Raw genomic sequence first — 19,963 nt, 5'->3', positions numbered from 1 at the left:
TCACCGGCGCGTACAGGGCGGCGGAGGGCCAAGGAGGGTGGTACCGCGGGAGCGCGCCGCACACGGCGTACGTGGCAGCTACTACGTAGCAGCACAGGCTCTCGTCCCTCCGGACGGAAGGCAGAAAGTCCGCCGGAGGAAGCTCGTTGAATACGCAGCCGCAGTATCGCCAGGTGCCCGCCCAGGTCGACCTGCCCGCCCTCGAGCACGCCGTGCTCGACTTCTGGCGCGAGCAGAAGATCTTCGCCAAGAGCTTGGAGCAGTCCGAGGGCCGCCCGGAGTGGGTGTTCTACGAGGGCCCGCCCACCGCCAACGGCATGCCCGGCGCCCACCACATCGAAGCGCGCGTCTTCAAGGACGTCTTCCCGCGCTTCCGCACCATGCGCGGCTACCACGTGGCCCGCAAGGCCGGCTGGGACTGCCACGGCCTCCCGGTGGAGCTGGCGGTCGAGAAGGAACTCGGCTTCAACGGCAAGAAGGACATCGAGGCGTACGGCATCGCCGAGTTCAACGCCAAGTGCCGCGAGTCCGTGACCCGCCACACCGACGCCTTCAGCGAACTCACGAACCGCATGGGTTACTGGACAGACCTCGACGGCGCCTACCGCACCATGGACCCGGCGTACATGGAGTCCGTCTGGTGGTCGCTCAAGGAGATCTTCAACAAGGGCCTGCTGGTCCAGGACCACCGCGTCGCTCCCTGGTGCCCGCGCTGCGGCACGGGCCTGTCGGACCACGAGCTGGCGCAGGGCTACGAGACGGTCGTCGACCCCTCGGTGTACGTCCGTTTCCCACTCACCTCCGGTCCCCTCGCGGGCGAGGCCGCGCTTCTGGTGTGGACGACGACCCCGTGGACGCTGGTCTCCAACACGGCGGTCGCCGCGCATCCCGAGGTCACCTACGTGGTCGCGACGAACGGCGAGGAGAAGCTCGTCGTCGCCGAGCCGCTCGTCGAGAAGTCCCTCGGCGAAGGCTGGGAGGTCACGGGCGACACCTTCACCGGCGCCGAGATGGAGCGCTGGACGTATCAACGCCCCCTCGAACTCGTGGAGTTCCCGGCACCCGCCCACTACGTGGTGAACGCCGAGTACGTCACGACCGACGACGGTACGGGTCTGGTCCACCAGTCCCCCGCTTTCGGTGAGGACGACCTCAAGGTCTGCCGCGCGTACGGCCTGCCCGTGGTGAACCCCGTCCGCCCGGACGGCACCTTCGAGGAGGACGTCCCCCTCGTAGGCGGCGTCTTCTTCAAGAAGGCGGACGAAAAGCTCACCGAGGACCTCCAGAACCGCGGTCTGCTCTTCAAGCACATCCCGTACGAGCACAGCTACCCGCACTGCTGGCGCTGCCACACCGCGCTCCTCTACTACGCGCAGCCGTCCTGGTACATCCGCACCACGGCAGTCAAGAACCGCCTCCTCCAGGAGAACGAGAAGACCAACTGGTTCCCGGAGTCGGTCAAGCACGGCCGGTACGGCGACTGGCTGAGCAACAACATCGACTGGGCCCTGTCCCGCAACCGCTACTGGGGCACCCCGCTGCCGATCTGGCGCTGCGAGGACGACCACCTCACCGTCGTCGGCTCCCGCGCGGAGCTCACCGAACTGACGGGCACGGACCAGTCGAACCTGGACCCGCACCGCCCGTTCATCGACGAGGTCACGTTCGCGTGCCCCCAGGACGGCTGCGGCCAGACGGCCACGCGCGTGCCGGAGGTCATCGACGCCTGGTACGACTCGGGTTCGATGCCCTTCGCGCAGTGGGGCTACCCGTACAAGAACAAGGAGCTTTTCGAGAGCCGCTACCCGGCCCAGTTCATCTCCGAGGCCATCGACCAGACACGCGGCTGGTTCTACACGCTGATGGCGGTCGGCACGCTGGTCTTCGACAAGTCGTCCTACGAGAACGTGGTGTGCCTGGGCCACATCCTCGCCGAGGACGGCCGCAAGATGTCCAAGCACCTGGGCAACACCCTGCAGCCGATCCCGCTGATGGACCAGCACGGCGCGGACGCGGTCCGCTGGTTCATGGCGGCCGGCGGCTCCCCCTGGGTGGCCCGCCGCGTCGGCCACAACGCGATCCAGGAGGTCGTCCGCAAGACGCTCCTCACGTACTGGAACACGGTCGCCTTCCAGGCCCTGTACGCGCGTACGTCGGGCTGGGCGCCCAGCGAAGCCGACCCGGCCCCGGCCGACCGCCCGGTCCTCGACCGCTGGTTGCTGTCCGAACTCCACGCGCTCACCGACCAGGTGACGCAGGCTCTGGAGTCGTACGACACCCAGCGCGCCGGAAAGCTCCTGTCGGCGTTCGTCGACGACCTGTCCAACTGGTACGTACGCCGCTCGCGTCGCCGCTTCTGGCAGGGCGACAAGGCCGCGCTGCGCACGCTGCACGAGGTCCTCGACACGGTCACGCGTCTGATGGCCCCGCTGACCCCGTTCATCACCGAGCGGGTCTGGCAGGACCTGGTGGTGCCGGTGTCCCCGGGCGCCCCCGAGTCCGTACACCTGTCGTCCTGGCCGGAGGCGGACCTGTCCGTCATCGACCCGGAGCTGTCGAAGCAGATGGTGCTCGTACGACGACTCGTGGAGCTGGGCCGTGCCACGCGCGCGGAGTCGGGCGTCAAGACCCGTCAGCCGCTGTCCCGCGCGCTGGTCGCCGCGACCGGGTTCGAGTCCCTCGACCGCGAGTTGCACGCGCAGATCACCGAGGAGCTGAACGTCTCGTCGCTGGCGTCCCTGAGTGAGGTCGGCGGTTCGCTGGTCGACACCACGGCGAAGGCGAACTTCCGCGCGCTGGGCAAGCGGTTCGGCAAGGGGGTCCAGGCCGTCGCGAAGGCCGTGGCGGAAGCCGATGCCGCCGTCCTGTCCCTCGCGCTGCGCGAGGGCACGGCGTCGGTGGAGGTCGACGGCGAGACCGTCACGCTCGCCCCGGACGAGGTGATCATCACGGAGACCCCGCGCGAGGGCTGGTCCGTCGCCTCGGACTCCGGTGCGACGGTCGCCCTCGACCTGGAGCTCACGGAGGAGCTGCGCCAGGCGGGCCTTGCCCGTGACGCGATCCGCCTGATCCAGGAGGCCCGCAAGAACAGCGGCCTCGACGTGGCCGACCGGATCGCCCTGCGCTGGACGTCCACGGACCCGAAGGTCGTCGCGGCGCTCACCGAGCACTCCTCTCTGATCGCCGACGAGGTCCTCGCCACGGACTTCGAGCAGGGCGATGCGGACGACGCGTACGGGAATCCGTTCACGGACGAGCCGCTGTCGCTGACGTTCCGCCTCCGCAAGGCGTAGGCCCACAGCCGAAGGCCCGGGCCCACCGAACTTCCTTGGTGGGCCCGGGCCTTCGGCGTTGCGTGCCCGCGTACAGATGCGCCCGGTTCCGAACAGACGCCCGCTCCGGGCGCGTACGGCACAAAAGGGCGGAGCCCCCGGGAATCCGGGGGCTCCGCCCTGAACGCTGCCGACGCCTAAGGCGTACTGGAGGCCGTCAGTTGTCGTCCTCGTCGATGAGGAAACCGCGCATCGGCGAGGGCGCCTGCTGCATGGACGAAGGGCCCTGCGGCCGCACCGGTGCCATTGGCTGGGTCATGGCCGGCGACATCTGCTGCTGACCACCGTAGGACGGAGCCGCGGGAGCCGGGCCGCCCATCTGGTTGCCACCGTAGGACGGCGCGCTCGCCCCGGCCGGAGCCATGGACGGCGTCGGCGACGACGGCAGAGACGCGGCCGCCGGCGTACGCGGCGGGGCCAGCGAGTCGTCGGCCTGGGTCTCCAGCTGACGCAGCTGCGACTCGAGGTAGGACTTCAGACGCGTGCGGTACTCGCGCTCGAAGCCTCGCAGGTCCTCGACCTTGCGCTCCAGCGTGGCGCGGGCGGACTCCAGGGAGCCCATCGCGACGCGGTGCTTCTCCTGCGCGTCCCGCTCGAGAGCGTCGGCCTTGGCACGGGCGTCGCGCTCCAGACCCTCGGCGCGGCTGCGGGCCTCGCCGACGATCTTGTTGGCCTCGGAACGCGCCTCGGCGATCGCCTGGTCCGCGGTCTGCTGGGCAAGTGAGAGCACACGAGCGGCACTGTCGCCGCCGGGGCCCTGACCGGGCTGACCCATCTGCGGGCCGTGACCGCCCATGGGGCCACCCATGGGACCGCCCATCGGGCCGCCCATCTGCTGGGGCATCTGCTGCTGCATCTGCCCCTGCATCTGACCCTGCATCGGGCCGGGACCCTGACCCATGGGGCCCTGCCCCATCGGACCCTGGCCCATCGGGCCCTGGCCCATCTGACCCTGCCCCATCTGACCCTGGCCCTGCTGGCCCTGGGAGCTGGGGCCCGCGGGCAGCTGCGGCGCACCGCTCGGCAGCTGAGGCGGCCCGCCCATGGGGCCACCCATCTGCTGCTGCGGCGGGCCCGATATGCCGGCGGGCACGGGACCGCCACGCATGCCCTGCGGCGGACCCTGCTGTTGCTGCTGGTCCTGCTGTTCGGGCGGCTTGCGCATGCCCTGCTGTTGGTTCTGCGCGGCGGCGCGTGTGGCGGCGGCCAGCTTGGCGCGCAGGTCCTCGTTCTCGCGGAGCAGACGGGTCAGTTCGGCTTCGACCTCGTCGAGGAAGGCATCGACCTCGTCCTCGTCATAGCCTTCTCGGAGGCGGACGGTCGTGAACTGCTTGTTCCGCACGTCCTCGGGGGTCAACGGCATCTCTTCACCTCAACGTAGTCGTCGGCATCGTCGGCGTTCGGCAAGACCGTATCGTTCACAGCCGACTCACAACGGAGATCAGGATGTAGACGATGATCATCAGCACGAAGAAGGACAGGTCGAGCGCCACGCCCCCGAGACGCAGCGGCGGGATGAACCGCCGCAGAAGCTTGAGCGGTGGATCAGTGACAGTGTAGGTGGCCTCCAGAACGACCACCATCGCCTTGCCGGGTTGCCATGAGCGGGCGAACTGGAAGACGTAGTCCATGACCAACCGGAAGATCAGCACGATGAGAAAACACATCAGCACGACGTAGAGAACCTGCGCAACCACGCTCATGATCCGTGCGTCCCTCTCCCCTGTTTTCGTGCCTTGTCCGGTCCTGCGTCTCAGCTCTGGTTGAAGAACCCGCCCTCTGCGATGCGAGCCTTGTCCTCCGCCGTGACATCGACGTTAGCAGGCGACAACAGGAACACCTTCTGCGTCACCCGCTCGATGCTGCCGTGAAGACCAAACACCAAACCGGCCGCAAAGTCGACAAGTCGCTTCGCATCCGTGTCATCCATCTCAGTCAAATTCATGATCACCGGAGTGCCCTCACGGAAGTGTTCCCCGATGGTACGGGCCTCGTTGTAGGTCCGGGGGTGCAGTGTGGTGATCCGGTACGGCTCTCGTTCCGACACGACCTTGGGCATGATCACCGGTGCGTTCTTCTCCAGGCTCTGACGTTCTTGTGTGATGGATGCCACGGGGGCGATACGCGCCGGACGCCCCGATTCCGCGGACAGCGAAGCGGAATGTGACACGGGATCCCGCTGTACCGGAGGCTGCACCACTCGTACCGATTCGTCCCGTTGGGGCTGATGCGGCTGGTGGTGCGACTGATGCGACGGCTCGTGCCGTCGGCGGTCCCGCTCGGGCTCCGGGTCAAGCTCGGGCTCGAAGTCGTCGTCGGGGTCGAATCCCCTGCCGTCGTACCCATCGTCCTCCACGAGGCCGAGGTAGACCGCCATCTTGCGCATCGCGCCGGCCATTGCTCTGAGTCCTCCGCTCTGTGGTGGATCGGCTGACTATTGCCAAGTGCCCGCGATCCACGAGGTCGTTATGCCCGCCTAGTGGCGGTAATGACCATATTTTCTGCTGTGGTCCGACTTCTTGGCGACGTTACCCGAGCCTGGGACGGACGCCGAGTACCGCAGTGCCGACGCGCACATGTGTCGCTCCGGCCGCCACGGCCTGCTCAAGGTCCGCACTCATCCCTGCCGATACCATGTTCGCAGCCGGATGAGCGCGGCGCAGGTCAGTCGACAAATCCATCAGCCGCTCGAACGCCGCCTGTTGGCGTCCCGCGTACGGTCCGGTGAGCGGCGCCACGGTCATCAGTCCGCCGAGCCGCAGCCCCGGTGCCGCCGCGACGAGATCCCCCAACTCCGCGATGCCGCCCGGTCCTACGCCACCCCGCTCTCCCCGTCCGCTCTCGCCGGCGTCGAGCGCGACCTGGATGAGGCAGCTAAGGTCACGCTCCACCCGTACCGCCTCCTTCGAAAGAGCCGAGACAAGCCGGGCGCGGTCGACGGACTGCACGACATTCGCATAACCGACCACGGAGCGCACCTTGTTGGTCTGCAATTGACCGACAAAGTGCCACGAGAGGGGCAGGTCGGAACAGACCGCCGCCTTGGGCGCCGCGTCCTGGTCCCGGTTCTCGGCGACGTGACGCACACCGAGTTCCGACAGGATCCGCACATCGTCGGCCGGGTAGGTCTTGGTGACCACGATCAGGGTCACCTCTTCCCGCTTGCGTCCGGCGGCCACACACGCCGCCGTGATGCGCTCTTCCACTTTGGCCAGATTTCCGGCGAGTTGATCCTTACGGTCAGTCATGTCCCATCAGTCCAGCCAGACATAGCCGGCGAGCCGACCCGTGGTGCGGTCGCGCCGGTACGAGAAATGGTCACCGGATTCGAGCGTGCACACCGGCGACTGCTCCCGGTCGCGCACCCCGAGCCTTTCGAGCTGCGCGTGCACGCCGGCGGTCACGTCGACCGCCGGAGTGCCCCAACTGGTCTCGGCGTACGCCGCGGGCTCGACGGCGGCGACCTCAGCCCGCATCGCGTCCGGCACTTCGTAGCAGCGGCCGCAGACCGCGGGGCCGGTGCGAGCTACGATCCGGGCGGGGTCGGCGCCGAGCGACTCCATAGCGGCGATGGCCTCGGGCACGACACCGGCGATCATGCCGGGCCGCCCGGCGTGCGCCGCGGCGACCACCCCGGCGACCGGGTCGGCCAGCAGGACGGGCACGCAGTCGGCGGTGAGCACGGCCAGGGCGAGGCCCCGGGTTGCGGTCACCAGGCCGTCGACCGCCGGCGTGCGCCGGGTGGGCCACGGTCCGTCGACCTGGGCGACGTCGCTGCCGTGCACCTGGTTCATCCAAACCACCCGGGCCGGGTCGAGGCCCAGCGCCTTGGCCGCCAATTCGCGGTTGGTCCGTACGGCGTCGGGGTCGTCGCCGACCGCTCCGCCGAGATTGAGCTCCTCGTACGGAACGGCGCTCACCCCGCCCCACCGGTCGGTGAAGGCGAAGTGGGCGCCGCTCGCAGAGATCACAGCGTCGCGTCGCTGTCCTATCACTTGAGGAAGTCCGGCACATCCAGCTCTTCGGCCGCGCTGTCCGAGTAGCTCCGGGACGGCGGGACCGGCGGGGAGACCGGGGGCAGTTCGCTGCTCACGGGCTCCGGGGCGGGCTCCGGCGACTCCTTCGGCGTGACGCTGCCGAGGGAGCCGAAGGACGGGCGGCTGTCGTTGGAACGTACCGGCGTGGGCTCCTCGCGCTTGGCGGAGGACGAGCCCAGCACGTTGTCCCGCTTGGACGGAGGCTGTCCGCCGTCGAAGCCGGCCGCGATGACGGTGACCCGGACCTCGTCGCCGAGCGCGTCGTCGATGACCGCGCCGAAGATGATGTTGGCCTCGGGGTGCGCGGCCTCGCTCACCAGCTGGGCGGCCTCGTTGATCTCGAACAGACCGAGGTCGGAGCCGCCGGAGATGGAGAGCAGCACGCCGCGGGCGCCGTCGATGGACGCCTCGAGGAGCGGCGAGGAGATCGCCATCTCGGCGGCGGCCACCGCGCGGTCGTCGCCACGCGCCGAGCCGATGCCCATGAGCGCCGAACCGGCCTCGGACATCACGGACTTGACGTCGGCGAAGTCGAGGTTGATCAGGCCGGGCGTGGTGATGAGGTCGGTGATGCCCTGAACACCGGAGAGCAGGACCTGGTCCGCCGACTTGAAGGCGTCGAGGACGGAGACCTGGCGGTCCGAGATGGACAGCAGTCGGTCGTTGGGGATGACGATGAGGGTGTCGACCTCTTCGCGGAGCTCGGCGATGCCGTCCTCCGCCTGGTTGGCGCGGCGCCGGCCCTCGAAGGTGAAGGGGCGGGTGACCACGCCGATGGTGAGGGCGCCGAGCGAGCGGGCGATGTTGGCCACGACGGGTGCGCCGCCGGTGCCGGTGCCGCCGCCTTCACCGGCCGTCACGAAGACCATGTCGGCCCCCTTGAGGACCTCCTCGATCTCCTCGCGGTGATCTTCGGCGGCCTTGCGGCCGACGGCCGGGTTGGCGCCGGCGCCGAGTCCGCGGGTGAGTTCACGGCCGACGTCGAGCTTGACGTCGGCGTCGCTCATCAACAGCGCCTGGGCGTCAGTGTTGATGGCGATGAACTCGACACCCTTGAGACCGACCTCGATCATCCGGTTGATGGCATTGACACCACCGCCGCCGACACCGATGACTTTGATGACTGCGAGGTAGTTCTGCGGTGCTGCCACGTCGAAGGCCTCTCGCCTCGAGTTACGTGTCGTCGCCTCGCGGTCCTCGCGATCCGACGACTGATGCCGAATGGGACGGTCCGAACGCCGACCCGAACCCTAACGCTGAAGTTTAGGGTTACCAGTGTGTCTGTTCCTTGGACTCTTCCGAACAGGACACTAAGTCGACAAGTGGCGCACGTTCAACGAACACGCCGAACCTCCCGTTTTTCTTTTCACCCTATGTGATCAGCCGTAGCGCTGCCCAACCAGGGTGCTGGCCTGCGCGTATGTGCGTCAACTCCCCGATGACGCAGGGGCGGTGGGCACGCTTACGTCGAAGTACCGCGCCTCGGGAGAGGCTTTCATGAGAGCCGTCAGCGTCCTGGCCTTCGCGCGGCCCTTCTCGCTGCTGCCCCATGCGACAGTGCGGTTGCCGCTCAACTCCAGTGAGATGGAGTCGTACGAACGGACCTTGACGACCTGAGTCCGGCGCGCGACGGCGGCCGGAAGTGAACCCGCGACGCTCACCGCCTCGCGCACCAGCCGGCCGGTGCCGAAGCGTCGCAGGCTGGCGGACGACGAAGAGGACTGCGCCGCGGTCAAATTCAGTGCGGGCACGCCCTTGGGGGCACGCGAAACCGTGGCGAATCGCACTCCCTTGGCGTCCACTTCGACGTACTTGCCCCCTTTTCCGGAGTTTTCGACAATGAGAACCGGGGTGCGTTCGATCACTTTCAGCCCGATTCCATCGGGCCAGGAACGGACGACATCAACCGAGTCAATTCGGGGCAATTTCTGCCGCAGTCTTGCCTCAATCACATCGGTGTCGACGGAAATCAACGGCGCTCCGACCGGAACATCGGCAGCCTCTCGCACCTGCTCGTCCGTCAGGACCCGCGTCCCGGACGTCGATACGCGCTCTACGCGCAGCCACTGCGAACCGTAGAGGACCCAGGCGCCGGTCGCCCCGAGGAGGACTACGCAGACGAGCAGAATGATGAGCGTACGAGGTGAAAGAAGCCTCTTGAAGCGGGTCAGCCGGGGCGGGCCGGAGTCCAGGTGCTGCCGTTCGCCGCGTTCGGCGGTGGTCGGTCCGGCCACGCTCCCCTGCCTTCTGTCACGCGCTAGTGGCGTGACGCGATCGCCTCGTACACCATCCCGACGAGCAGGTCGTCGGCGTCCCTGCGGCCGAACTCGGAGGCGGCGCGGGACATCTCGAACAGCCGGTGCGGATCGGCCAGCACGGGCAGGACGTTGGCCTGCACCCACTGGGGCGTCAGTTCCGCGTCGTCGATGAGCAGTCCGCCGCCGGCCTTGACCACCGGCTGGGCGTTCAGCCGCTGTTCGCCGTTGCCGATGGGCAGCGGGACGTAGACGGCGGGCAGCCCGACGGCGGAGAGTTCGGCGACGGTCATCGCGCCCGCGCGGCAGAGCATCACGTCGGCCGCGGCGTACGCGAGGTCCATCCGGTCCACGTACGGTACCGGGATGTACGGGGGCATCCCCGGCATCTGTTGTACGTACGGCAGTTCGTTCTTGGGACCCACCGCGTGCAGGATCTGGATGCCGGCCTGCTGGAGGTACGGAGCGGCCTGCTGGACCACCTCGTTGAGGCGACGGGCACCCTGCGAGCCGCCGGATACCAGCAGGGTCGGCAGGGCGGGGTCGAGCCCGAAGGCGGCGCGCGCCTCGGGGCGTACGGCGGCCCGGTCGAGCGTGGCGATGGAGCGGCGCAGCGGGATGCCGATGTAGCGGGCGCCGCGGAGCTTGCTGTCCGGGGTGGAGACGGCGACCTGGGTCGCGTACCGCGAACCGATCTTGTTGGCGAGGCCCGGCCGGGCGTTGGCCTCGTGGACGATGATCGGGACGCCCAGACGTTTGGCCGCGAGGTACGCGGGCAGGGCGACGTAGCCGCCGAAGCCGACGACCGCGTCCGCCTTGACGCGCTCGAGGATCTGCTCGGTCGCCTTGATCGTGCCGCGCAGCCGTCCGGGGACGGTGATCAGCTCGGGGGTGGGCTTGCGCGGCAGCGGAACGGCGGGAATCAGCGCGAGTTCATAGCCCCGCGCCGGTACGAGACGTGTCTCGAGTCCGCGCTCCGTGCCCAGGGCCGTGATTCCCACGGTCGGGTCCTGCCTGCGCAGGGCGTCCGCGAGGGCGAGCGCGGGCTCGATGTGGCCGGCGGTCCCCCCACCGGCGAGTACGACATGCACCGAAATTCACCGCTCTCCGGACGAACGCGCCGCGGCGCGCCGTCGCATCGTGTTCCATCTCCGAGGCCCCGCGGCCCCCGCGGAGCCTCTCACCGCAGCCCGCTTTCTGCCAAAGCGGGGTTGCCGCATCGCAAGCGCCGCCCGCGCAGCGGGATCCTCACGCGCGAAGGCGATCAGCAGCCCGATGGCGAACATGGTCGGCAGCAGGGCGGAACCCCCGTAGGAGAACAGCGGGAGCGGGACTCCGGCGATCGGCAGCAGACCGAGCACCGCACCGATGTTGATCACGGCCTGGGCCGTGATCCAGGTGGTCACGCCACCCGCGGCGTACCTCACGAAGGGGTCCTCCGTGCGTCCGGCCACGCGGATACCCGCATAGCCTAGAGCCGCGAAGAGGGCGAGCACCGACAGCGTCCCCGCGAGGCCCAGTTCCTCACCGGTGACGGCGAAGATGAAGTCGGTGTGCGCCTCGGGCAGTTGACCCCATTTTTCCACACTCGCGCCGAGCCCGGAGCCGAAGAGTCCGCCGGAGGCGAGGGCGTAGATGCCGTGCACGGCCTGCCAGCAGCTGTCACCGGGGCCGGGTTCGGTCGCGCCGATGCAGGAGAGACGGGCCATGCGGTTCGGGCTGGTCTTGATCAGGAGCACGCCGATCGTGGCGGCTATGGCGAGCACACCCGCGAAGAGCCGCGTCGGCGCTCCCGCGAGCCACAGCAGCCCGAACAGGATCGCGGTGAGGATGATCGCCGTGCCCATGTCGCCGCCGAGCATGATCAGCCCGAGCAGCATGAAGGCCACCGGGACGAGCGGCACCAGCATGTGCTTCCACTGGGTCAGCAGCCGCTTGTCCTGTTTGCGGGCGAGCAGATCGGCTCCCCACAGCACGAGCGCGAGCTTGCCGAACTCGCTGGGCTGGAGCTGGAACGGGCCGCCGACCGAGATCCAGTTCTGGTTGCCGTTCACCGCCACCCCTATCCCCGGCACCTGCACCAGGACCATCAGGAAGACCGAGCCCAGGAGCATCGGATACGCCAGCGCCCGGTGCAGCTTCACCGGCATACGCATGGCGATCAGGAGCAGCGCACTGCCGATCACGGCCGCGAAGAACTGCTTGCGGAAGAAGTACGACCCCGGCAGCGACAACTGCAACGCGGTGATCTGCGAGGCCGAGTACACCATCACCAGACCGAGCACGGTGATCAGCAGACTGCCGCCGAGGATCAGGTAGTACGCGGTCAGTGGCCGGTCCCAGGCGCGGCGGGCGTTGGCGTAGAGACGGCGTACGGGGTTGTCGCGCGGAGGACGCGGTGTAGCGGGCCTTCTCGCGGCCCGCTGGACCGGGGGGCGCCCGGTGCGGCTACTGGCCATCGGAGGCACCTCCGGCGCCGCAGGAGGGGCTCCCGTAGGCCAATGCGACGCCACGGGAGAGGGCCTCGCAGAGCGATGGGGGTCCGCCACCGGCCGAATGCCGCATGCGGAGCACCGACCACGATGGCGTCACGCGTCCCTCCCAAGGGTCCCGGGCGCCCCGGACCGGCTCAAACCCGCCGTCAGGCGCTCGCGGCGCCGAGTTCGCGGACCGCCTCCGCGAACATGTCACCGCGCTGGTTGTAGTTGACGAACATGTCCATGGAGGCACAGGCCGGAGCCATCAGCACCGTGTCGCCCGAGCGGGCGAGCCGCGCAGCCTCCTGGACCGCCGCGAGCATCGCCCCAGTGTCGGTCCGCTCGAGGTCGACGACGGGTACTTCGGGTGCGTGTCGCGCGAGGGCTTCGCGGATGAGGGCCCGGTCGGCGCCGAGCAGGACGACGCCCCGAAGTCGCTTTGCCGACTTGGTCACCAGCTCGTCGAAGGTCGCGCCCTTGGCGAGCCCGCCGGCGATCCACACGATCGACTCGTACGCGGCCAAAGAGGCTTCCGCCGCATGCGTGTTGGTGGCTTTGGAGTCGTCGATGTACGCCACTCCGGCCACGTCGGCCACGTGCTCGATGCGGTGGGCGTCGGGACGGAAGGCGCGCAGTCCGTCGCGTACGGCCGCGGCGGGCACCCCGAAGGCGCGTGCCAGGGCCGCCGCCGCGAGGGCGTTGGCGATGTTGTGCGGGGCGGGCGGGTTGACGTCCGCGATCTCCGCGAGTTCCTGGGCCTGCTTGTGCCGGTCCTCGACGAAGGCGCGGTCGACCAGGATGCCCTCCACGACGCCGAGTTGGGACGGTCCCGGCGTGCCGAGGGTGAAGCCGACCGCCCGGCAGCCCTCCTCGACGTCCGCCTGGCGCACCAGATCCTCGGTGGCCTTGTCGGCCACGTTGTAGACGCAGGCGACCTGATTGCCCTCGTAGATACGGCCCTTGTCGGCGACGTACGCCTCCATGGAGCCGTGCCAGTCGAGGTGGTCGGGGGCGAGGTTCAGGACGGCGGCGGAGTGGGCGCGCAGCGAGGGGGCCCAGTGGAGCTGGTAGCTGGAGAGCTCGACCGCGAGGACGTCGTACCGCTCCTCGCCCAGGACGGTGTCCAGCAGCGAGACCCCGATGTTGCCGACGGCCGCCGTACGCAGCCCTGCCGCCTCCAGGATCGAGGCGAGCATCCGCACGGTCGTGGTCTTGCCGTTGGTGCCGGTGACCGCGAGCCACGGCGCCGCTTCCGGTCCGCGCAGCCGCCAGGCGAGTTCGACGTCGCCCCAGACCGGGACGCCCGCCTCGGCGGCCGCGGCGAAGAGCGGCTTGTCCGGCTTCCAGCCGGGCGTGGTGACGATGAGCTCGGTGCCCTCGGGCAGGGTCGCCCCGTCGCCGAGGCGCACGGTGATGCCCACCCGTCGCCCGCCACCAGCCCTTTCCGAGGAGCTACGCGCCGCCCCCGCCCAAGCCTCCAGGTCCGCGGCCTGGGCCCGGGCGCGCTCGTCGTCTCCGTCGTTGACGACCGTGACGACGGCGCCGAGACCGTGCAGCACGCGTGCCGCCGGGATGCCGGAGACGCCGAGCCCGGCGACGGTGACGTTCTTCCCCTGCCAGTTGGTCACTTCTTGGCTGCCCATCCCGCGTAGAAGAGTCCGAGACCGACGATCACGCACATGCCCTGGATGATCCAGAAGCGGACCACCACAAGGACTTCGGACCACCCCTTGAGTTCGAAGTGGTGCTGGAGCGGGGCCATTCGGAAGACGCGCTTCCCGGTGAGGCGGAAGGAGCCGACCTGGATGACGACCGACATGGTGATCAGGACGAAGAGACCGCCGAGCAGCGCGAGAAGCAGCTCCGTGCGGGAGCAGATCGCGAGACCGGCGAGCGCGCCGCCGAGGGCCAGCGAACCGGTGTCGCCCATGAAGATCTTGGCGGGCGAGGTGTTCCACCACAGGAAGCCGAAGCAGGCTCCCATGAGCGCGGAGGCGACGACCGCGAGGTCGAGTGGATCTCGTACTTCGTAGCAGGCGGCCGGGTTGGTGAGGGTCTGCGCGTTGGCACAGGACTCCTGGAACTGCCAGACCCCGATGAACGTGTAGGCGCCGAAGACCATCACGGAGGCACCGGTGGCGAGACCGTCCAGACCGTCGGTCAGGTTCACGCCGTTCGACATGGCGAGGATCATGAACAGCGCCCAGACCACGAACAGCACCGGGCCGATGGACCAGCCGAAATCCTGCACGAAGGAGAGCCTGGTGGAGGCCGGGGTGTTGTTGAGGTTGTCGGCGAACTGCAGCGAGAGCACCGCGAAGCTGATGCCGACGATCAGCTGGCCGGCCATCTTCGCCTTGGCCCGCAGGCCCAGCGACCGGCGCTTGACGATCTTGATGTAGTCGTCCAGGAAGCCGACCACGCCCATGCCCGCCATCAGGCCGAGCACCAGCACTCCGGAGAACGTCGGCGGCTTGCCGGTGATCACCTTGCTGAGGAAGTACGCGACGATCGTGGCCAGGATGAAGGCGATACCGCCCATGGTCGGCGTACCGCGCTTGGCGTGGTGCTCGCGCGGGCCGTCGTCCCGGATGTACTGGCCGTAGCCCTTGCGGGCCAGAAGCTTGATCAGCAGCGGAGTGCCGATCAGCGTCAAGAAGAGACCAATGACTCCCGCGAACAGGATCTGGTTCATCATCGGGCGGAAACCTCACCCTCGGCACCGCCGTCGAGCAGCGCCTGCGCCACCCGTTCGAGCCCGACCGACCGGGACGCCTTCACGAGCACGACGTCTCCCGGGCGCAACTCGCTGCGCAGTAGGTCGACAGCCGCCTGTGCGTCGGACACGTGCACCGACTCCTCACCCCACGAACCCTCGTTATATGCGCCCAGTTGGAGCCAGGACGCTTCCCTGCCCCCGACCGCGACGAGCTTGCTGACGTTGAGTCGGACGGCGAGCCGCCCGACCGCGTCGTGCTCGGCGAGCGCCTCGTCCCCGAGCTCGGCCATCGGACCGAGCACCGCCCACGTACGGCCCCCTTGTGCCTGTGCGGCCTTGCCCATCGCCACGAGCGCGCGCAGGGCGGCTCGCATGGACTCGGGGTTCGCGTTGTAGGCGTCGTTGACGACCGTCACGCCGTCCGGGCGCTCGGTGACCTCCATCCGCCAGCGGGAGAGGGCGCCCGCCTCGGAGAGCGCGGTGGCGATCTCGTCTGCGGACATGCCCAGCTCATGGGCGACGGCGGCCGCGGCGAGCGCGTTCGACACGTGGTGCTCACCGTACAGGCGCATGGTCACGTCACCGCACCCGGAGGGTGTGTGAAGGCTGAACGCGGGCTGTCCGCTCTCCGTGAGCCGCACGTTCTCGGCCCGTACGTCCGCTTCGCCGGACTCTCCGAAGAGGATCACGCGTGCCTTCGTACGCGATGCCATGGCCCGTACGAGGGGGTCGTCGGCGTTCAGGATCGCCGCGCCGTCTTCTGGGAGACCTTCCACCAACTCGCCCTTGGCCTGGGCGATTTGCTCACGGCCGCCGAACTCGCCGATGTGGGCGGTGCCGACGTTGAGGACGAGGCCGATCTTCGGGGGGGTCAGATCCGTGAGGTACCGGATGTGGCCGAGGCCGCGGGCGCCCATCTCCAGGACCAGGAACCGGGTTTCCTCGGTGGCGCTGAGCGCGGTGAGCGGCAGCCCGATCTCGTTGTTGAGCGAGCCCGGTGTGTAGACCGTCGGCGCCTTGCGGCCGAGCACCTGGGCGATCAGGTCCTTGGTGCTGGTCTTGCCCGCGGAGCCGGTCAGGGCCACGAGGGTCGCGCCGAGCCGCTCGACGACATGGCGAGCGAGGGCGCCGAGCGCCGTCTGGACGTCGTCCACGACGATCGCGGGTACGCCGACGGGCCGGGACGCCAGGACGGCGACCGCACCCGCCGCGACGACGTCGGCGGCGAAGTCGTGGCCGTCCACGCGATCGCCCACGAAGGCGACGAAGAGGCTGCCTGGCTCCACCTCGCGGGAGTCCCTGACGACCGGTCCGGTGATCTGGACCGACGGATCCGGTATGTCGTGCGTCTGCCCGCCGACGACTGAGGCGATCTCGGCGAGAGAGAGGGCGATCACAAGTTCATCCCTGGGTCTTCTGGATAGCTTCGCGAAGCACTTGGCGGTCGTCGAAGGGACGTACCACTCCGGCGATGTCCTGGCCCTGCTCATGGCCCTTGCCCGCGACCAGCACGGTGTCTCCGGGCTCAGCGCGGGCGACGGCCGCCGCGATCGCGGCGGCCCGGTCCTCGAAGACCTGGACCTCTCCGCGCTCGTGCGCCGGCACCTCGGCGGCGCCGGCGAGCATCGTGGCGAGGATCGCGAGGGGGTCCTCGCCGCGGGGGTTGTCGGAGGTCAGTACGGCTGTGTCGGCGAGCCGGGCCGCGGCGGCGCCCATCGGCATCCGCTTGGTCTTGTCCCGGTCGCCGCCGCAGCCGAGCACGATGTGCACCTTGCCCTCGGTGACCTTGCGCAGGGCGCGCAGCACCGATTCGACGGCGTCCGTCTTGTGGGCGTAGTCGACGACGGCCAGGTAGGGCTGGCCGGCGTCCACGCGCTCCAGCCGGCCCGGCACACCCGGGACGGCGCCGATGCCGTCCGCCGCGGTCTGCGGGTCGATCCCGGCGACGGCGAGGGCGACGACCGCGGCGAGCGTGTTGGCGACGTTGAAGGGGCCCGCGAGCGGCGACTTGGCCGTGATCCGCTCGCCCTTGGGGCCGACCGCGACGAAGACCGAATCCATCGGACCGACCTCGACCTCCTCGGCGCGCCAGTCGGCATCCGGGTGCCCCTCAGCGGAAAACGTCACTACGGGGATGGTGGCTTCCTTGGCGAGCCTCCGTCCGTACTCGTCGTCGAAGTTGACTACGCCGAGCCTGCTGCGTTTCGGCGTGAACAGTTGTGCCTTGGCCCGGAAGTAGTCCTCCATGTCGGAGTGGAACTCCATGTGTTCCGGGCTCAGGTTGGTGAAGACCGCGATGTCGAAGACACAGGCGTCGACCCGGCCGAGGACCAGCGCGTGGCTGGAGACCTCCATGGCGACCGCGTCCACGCCACGCTCGCGCATGACGGCGAAGAGCGCCTGGAGGTCGGTGGCTTCGGGGGTCGTGCGTTCCGACTTGATGCGCTCGTCGCCGATACGCGTCTCGACGGTGCCGATCAGTCCGGTGTTGCGGACCGTCCTGAGACCGCCTTCGACGAGGTACGCCGTCGTGGTCTTGCCGGAGGTGCCGGTGATGCCGATCTGGAGCAGGTCGGGCCCGGGGTGGCCGTAGATCGAGGCCGCGAGCTCGCCCATCTGCCCGCGCGGGTCGTCGACCACGAGGACCGGCAGTCCGGTCGCGGCTGCGCGCTCGGCGCCGGTCGGGTCGGTCAGCACGGCGACGGCACCGAGACCGGCGGCCTGCGTCACGAAGTCGGCGCCGTGGAGCCGGGCACCGGGCAGCGCGGCGTAGAGGTCGCCCCGGCGGACGGCCCGGGAGTCATGGGTGATGCCCGTGACCTGGGCGGCGCTCTCCGGCTTGTCGGTACCCAGCTGATCGGCGAGTTCCGCGAGGGGTGTGGCGGCATTCCGAGCAGGTCGAGGCGGTCCCGGATATGTCACAGGAACGCCCTTCTGGGTGGTTTGGGACTGATCAGCGTGTGGCACGGCGGTGAGCGTACCGGGCGCACCCCCGCGGGAGCCAAAGGGGAGCCCGTGCGAAGCACGGTCCGGCAAGGGCGGTGGTGGGAGACGGGCGGGCGAGGGGCGCGGCTCCGGGTGGTTTCCCGGGTCGGGGGTGATCGTTGTCACGGGCGGTTCCTGATCGGTGGTCCGGGTGTGCCGAGCGGGCCGGTTTCGGGCCGGGGCGGTCTTGGGCGTGTTCGTTCTCAGGGCTCGAAGGTGACGGGGAGCCTGGCGGCCGCGGCCCCGGTGGGCGGGACCTGGAGGGTTTTCAGGGCGAACTCGAGGACTTCCTTGTAGACGGGCCCGCAGATCTGACCACCGAAGTAGCTCCCCTTGGTGGCGTTCTGGATCGCGCAGTAGACGGTCACCCGGGGGTTGTCCGCGGGCGCGAATCCGGCGAACGAGGAGGTGTAGCCGTTGTACCGGCCGGTGGCCGGATCCACACGGTTGGCCGTGCCGGTCTTGCCCGCGACGCGGTAGCCGGGGATCCGGGCCTTGATGCCGGTGCCCTCCTCGTCGTCCACGACCGACTCCAGCATCTGTGCCAGTGTCTTCGCCGTCTTCTCGCTGACGACCCTTGTCTTCTTGGGCTTGGCGGCGGGGGTGAACCGGCCGTCGGCCCCCTTGGTGCCTCGTACGAGAGTCGGTTCGACGCGTACGCCGCCGTTGGCGATCGTCGAGTAGACGGAGGCCGCCTGCATAGCGTTGATGGAAACGCCCTGGCCGAAAGGAATCGTGTACTGCTGCGAGGTCGACCAGCTGTCGGCGGGCGCGAAGATGCCCTTCGTCTCGCCGGGGAAGCCGAGCCCGGTGTAGCCGCCGATGCCGAACTTGCGCAGATACGAGTAGAGGACCTGGTTGGCCTCCTTCTGCGTCTTGCCGAGCTGGCCGGTCGCCAGGATGGTCCCGATGTTGCTGGACTTGGCGAGTACGCCGTTGAGCGTCAGGTACCAGGTCGGGTGGTCGATGTCGTCCCGGAAGAGCCGGTCGCCCCGCTGCAGCCGGTTGGGCACGGTCACATGGGTCGCGGGCGTGGCCGCGTTCTCCTCCAGGACGGCGGCCATCGACATGACCTTGGCGGTGGAGCCCGGCTCGTAGGCGTCCTCGAGTGCCGCGTTGCGCAGGGCCTTCGGGTCGGCCTGGGAGAGGTCGTTCGGGTCGAAGCCGGGCGCGTTGGCCATCGCGAGGATCTCGCCGGTCTTGTTGTCCTGCACGATCACGTACCCGCGGTCCGCCTTGGACTCCTTCACCTGCTCGGTGATGGCGTTCTGCGCGGCCCACTGGATGTCGCGGTCGATGGTCAGCTCGACCTGGGAACCGGCCACCGCGGGCTTCTCGGTGGATCCCGCGGTCGGCACCTGGCGTCCGCCGGACTGGGCGTAGCGGATCTGGCCGTCCTTGCCGGACAGCTCCTTGTTCAGCTGCCGCTCGACACCGCCGCCGCCCTTGCCGTCGGCGTTGACCCAGCCCAGTATCCCGGCGCCCAGGTCGCCGTTCGGATAGACCCGTTTGCTGCTGGGCTCCTGAAGGACGCCTGCCAGGACGTTCACGGCGGTCTTGTCCTCGCTCGCCTTGTCGCCGAGCGTGCTCTTCAGGTCCCTGATCTGCGTCCAGACCTGGGGGGTCTGGCGGCGGGCGAGCAGGACGTATCGAGTGCCCTTGGTCCTGAGCTTCTTGGCGAGCTCGTCGGGATCCTTGTCGAGGATCGGCCCGAGCAGCGCGGCGGCCTGCTCGGGGGCGTCGTCGATCTTGGTTGCCTTCCGGGTGAACAGCGTGGGGTCGGCGGTGATGTCGTTGGCGTCCACGCTGATCGCCAGGTCGACGCCGTTGCGGTCGGTGATCCCGCCGCGCTCGGCCGCCAGGGTGCGGCTGAGAAACCGGTTCTGCTCGGCCTTGGCGGTGTACTCGCTCGCGTCGACCGCCTGCACCTGGAGGAGCCGCACGACGAAGGCGATCAGCATCAGCGTCAGGGCGAGACTGACCAGGCGGAGCCGTGGACGGGGATTGCCGAGCCGGATGGCGCGCGGGCCCTGGGGACGAGGGGCGGCCGGGCGTCGGGCGGGCCTGGCGCCCGGGCCGGGACGCCGCTGACCGCCGGGACGTACGGGCCGGGCGGGCGAGGGCACCCGGCGGCGCGGGGGTTCCCTGTCGGACACTT

The 19,963-nt window shown here is 69.3% G+C and carries 15 protein-coding genes; 1 reads left to right on the top strand and 14 read right to left on the bottom strand.

What is annotated here, in order from left to right; all coding sequences use genetic code 11:
• Positions 1-146: 146 nt before the first annotated feature.
• Entirely contained in the window at positions 147-3,293 is a 3,147-nt protein-coding gene (gene ileS, locus ACTWQR_RS00375; protein ID WP_443224781.1) for an isoleucine--tRNA ligase, read from the top strand.
• A gap of 196 nt (positions 3,294-3,489) precedes the next feature.
• Here the strand turns inward: ileS and ACTWQR_RS00370 are convergent, their stop codons facing one another.
• From ACTWQR_RS00370 to ACTWQR_RS00305, 14 genes are all read right to left on the bottom strand, one after another.
• Positions 3,490-4,695, bottom strand: coding sequence for a DivIVA domain-containing protein (locus tag ACTWQR_RS00370; protein WP_443224780.1), 1,206 nt, complete (start codon positions 4,693-4,695; stop codon positions 3,490-3,492).
• A gap of 55 nt (positions 4,696-4,750) precedes the next feature.
• Entirely contained in the window at positions 4,751-5,035 is a 285-nt protein-coding gene (locus ACTWQR_RS00365; protein ID WP_443224779.1) for a YggT family protein, read from the bottom strand.
• A 50-nt stretch (positions 5,036-5,085) separates the two neighbouring features.
• Positions 5,086-5,730 (bottom strand): cell division protein SepF, encoded by a 645-nt coding sequence (locus ACTWQR_RS00360; protein WP_443224778.1) that lies wholly within the window; start codon positions 5,728-5,730, stop codon positions 5,086-5,088.
• A gap of 130 nt (positions 5,731-5,860) precedes the next feature.
• Positions 5,861-6,580 carry a YggS family pyridoxal phosphate-dependent enzyme gene (locus ACTWQR_RS00355; RefSeq protein WP_443224777.1) on the bottom strand — a complete coding sequence of 240 codons (720 nt, stop codon included), beginning with the start codon at positions 6,578-6,580 and terminating at the stop codon, positions 5,861-5,863.
• Positions 6,581-6,586: 6 nt separating this feature from the next.
• Complete coding sequence (gene pgeF, locus ACTWQR_RS00350) at positions 6,587-7,327, bottom strand: peptidoglycan editing factor PgeF (protein WP_443224776.1); 741 nt, start codon at positions 7,325-7,327, stop codon at positions 6,587-6,589.
• Positions 7,324-8,520 carry a cell division protein FtsZ gene (gene ftsZ, locus ACTWQR_RS00345; protein ID WP_443224775.1) on the bottom strand — a complete coding sequence of 399 codons (1,197 nt, stop codon included), beginning with the start codon at positions 8,518-8,520 and terminating at the stop codon, positions 7,324-7,326. The genes pgeF and ftsZ overlap by 4 nt, the downstream gene beginning before the upstream one ends.
• Positions 8,521-8,796: 276 nt before the next feature.
• On the bottom strand, positions 8,797-9,603 hold the full coding sequence (locus tag ACTWQR_RS00340) for a cell division protein FtsQ/DivIB (RefSeq protein ID WP_443224774.1): 807 nt from the start codon (positions 9,601-9,603) through the stop codon (positions 8,797-8,799).
• 23 nt (positions 9,604-9,626) lie between these two features.
• Positions 9,627-10,715, bottom strand: coding sequence for an undecaprenyldiphospho-muramoylpentapeptide beta-N-acetylglucosaminyltransferase (murG, locus tag ACTWQR_RS00335; protein ID WP_443224773.1), 1,089 nt, complete (start codon positions 10,713-10,715; stop codon positions 9,627-9,629).
• 6 nt (positions 10,716-10,721) lie between these two features.
• Complete coding sequence (gene ftsW / locus ACTWQR_RS00330; RefSeq protein ID WP_443224772.1) at positions 10,722-12,083, bottom strand: putative lipid II flippase FtsW; 1,362 nt, start codon at positions 12,081-12,083, stop codon at positions 10,722-10,724.
• 182 nt (positions 12,084-12,265) lie between these two features.
• The gene (murD, locus tag ACTWQR_RS00325; RefSeq protein WP_443224771.1) at positions 12,266-13,744 is read right to left on the bottom strand and encodes a UDP-N-acetylmuramoyl-L-alanine--D-glutamate ligase; all 1,479 of its coding nucleotides are present in this window, start codon (positions 13,742-13,744) and stop codon (positions 12,266-12,268) included.
• Complete coding sequence (gene mraY / locus ACTWQR_RS00320) at positions 13,726-14,796, bottom strand: phospho-N-acetylmuramoyl-pentapeptide-transferase (RefSeq protein ID WP_443224998.1); 1,071 nt, start codon at positions 14,794-14,796, stop codon at positions 13,726-13,728. Before mraY ends, murD begins: the two co-directional genes overlap by 19 nt.
• Positions 14,796-16,217: a UDP-N-acetylmuramoyl-tripeptide--D-alanyl-D-alanine ligase gene (locus tag ACTWQR_RS00315; protein ID WP_443224770.1), complete on the bottom strand. Its 1,422-nt coding sequence runs from the start codon at positions 16,215-16,217 to the stop codon at positions 14,796-14,798. The genes mraY and ACTWQR_RS00315 overlap by 1 nt, the downstream gene beginning before the upstream one ends.
• A 4-nt stretch (positions 16,218-16,221) precedes the next feature.
• Positions 16,222-17,742 carry a UDP-N-acetylmuramoyl-L-alanyl-D-glutamate--2,6-diaminopimelate ligase gene (locus ACTWQR_RS00310; RefSeq protein ID WP_443224769.1) on the bottom strand — a complete coding sequence of 507 codons (1,521 nt, stop codon included), beginning with the start codon at positions 17,740-17,742 and terminating at the stop codon, positions 16,222-16,224.
• Positions 17,743-18,008: 266 nt separating this feature from the next.
• Positions 18,009-19,961: a peptidoglycan D,D-transpeptidase FtsI family protein gene (locus tag ACTWQR_RS00305; protein WP_443224768.1), complete on the bottom strand. Its 1,953-nt coding sequence runs from the start codon at positions 19,959-19,961 to the stop codon at positions 18,009-18,011.
• Positions 19,962-19,963: the final 2 nt, after the last annotated feature.

This window comes from Streptomyces sp. 2A115, assembly GCF_052245575.1.
Classification (GTDB): Bacteria; Actinomycetota; Actinomycetes; order Streptomycetales; family Streptomycetaceae; genus Streptomyces.
The sequence above is the reverse complement of the archived record's forward strand: the minus strand, read 5'-3'. Positions and strand labels throughout refer to the sequence as shown.

Bases quoted from the DNA above. Each gene is read 5' to 3' on its own strand.
- ACTWQR_RS00370 (WP_443224780.1), bottom strand. From the start codon at position 4,695: ATGCCGTTGACCCCCGAGGACGTGCGGAACAAGCAGTTCACGACCGTC.
- ACTWQR_RS00365 (WP_443224779.1), bottom strand. From the start codon at position 5,035: ATGAGCGTGGTTGCGCAGGTTCTCTACGTCGTGCTGATGTGTTTTCTC.
- ACTWQR_RS00360 (WP_443224778.1), bottom strand. From the start codon at position 5,730: ATGGCCGGCGCGATGCGCAAGATGGCGGTCTACCTCGGCCTCGTGGAG.
- ACTWQR_RS00355 (WP_443224777.1), bottom strand. From the start codon at position 6,580: ATGACTGACCGTAAGGATCAACTCGCCGGAAATCTGGCCAAAGTGGAA.
- ftsW (WP_443224772.1), bottom strand. From the start codon at position 12,083: ATGGCCAGTAGCCGCACCGGGCGCCCCCCGGTCCAGCGGGCCGCGAGA.
- murD (WP_443224771.1), bottom strand. From the start codon at position 13,744: ATGGGCAGCCAAGAAGTGACCAACTGGCAGGGGAAGAACGTCACCGTC.
- mraY (WP_443224998.1), bottom strand. From the start codon at position 14,796: ATGAACCAGATCCTGTTCGCGGGAGTCATTGGTCTCTTCTTGACGCTG.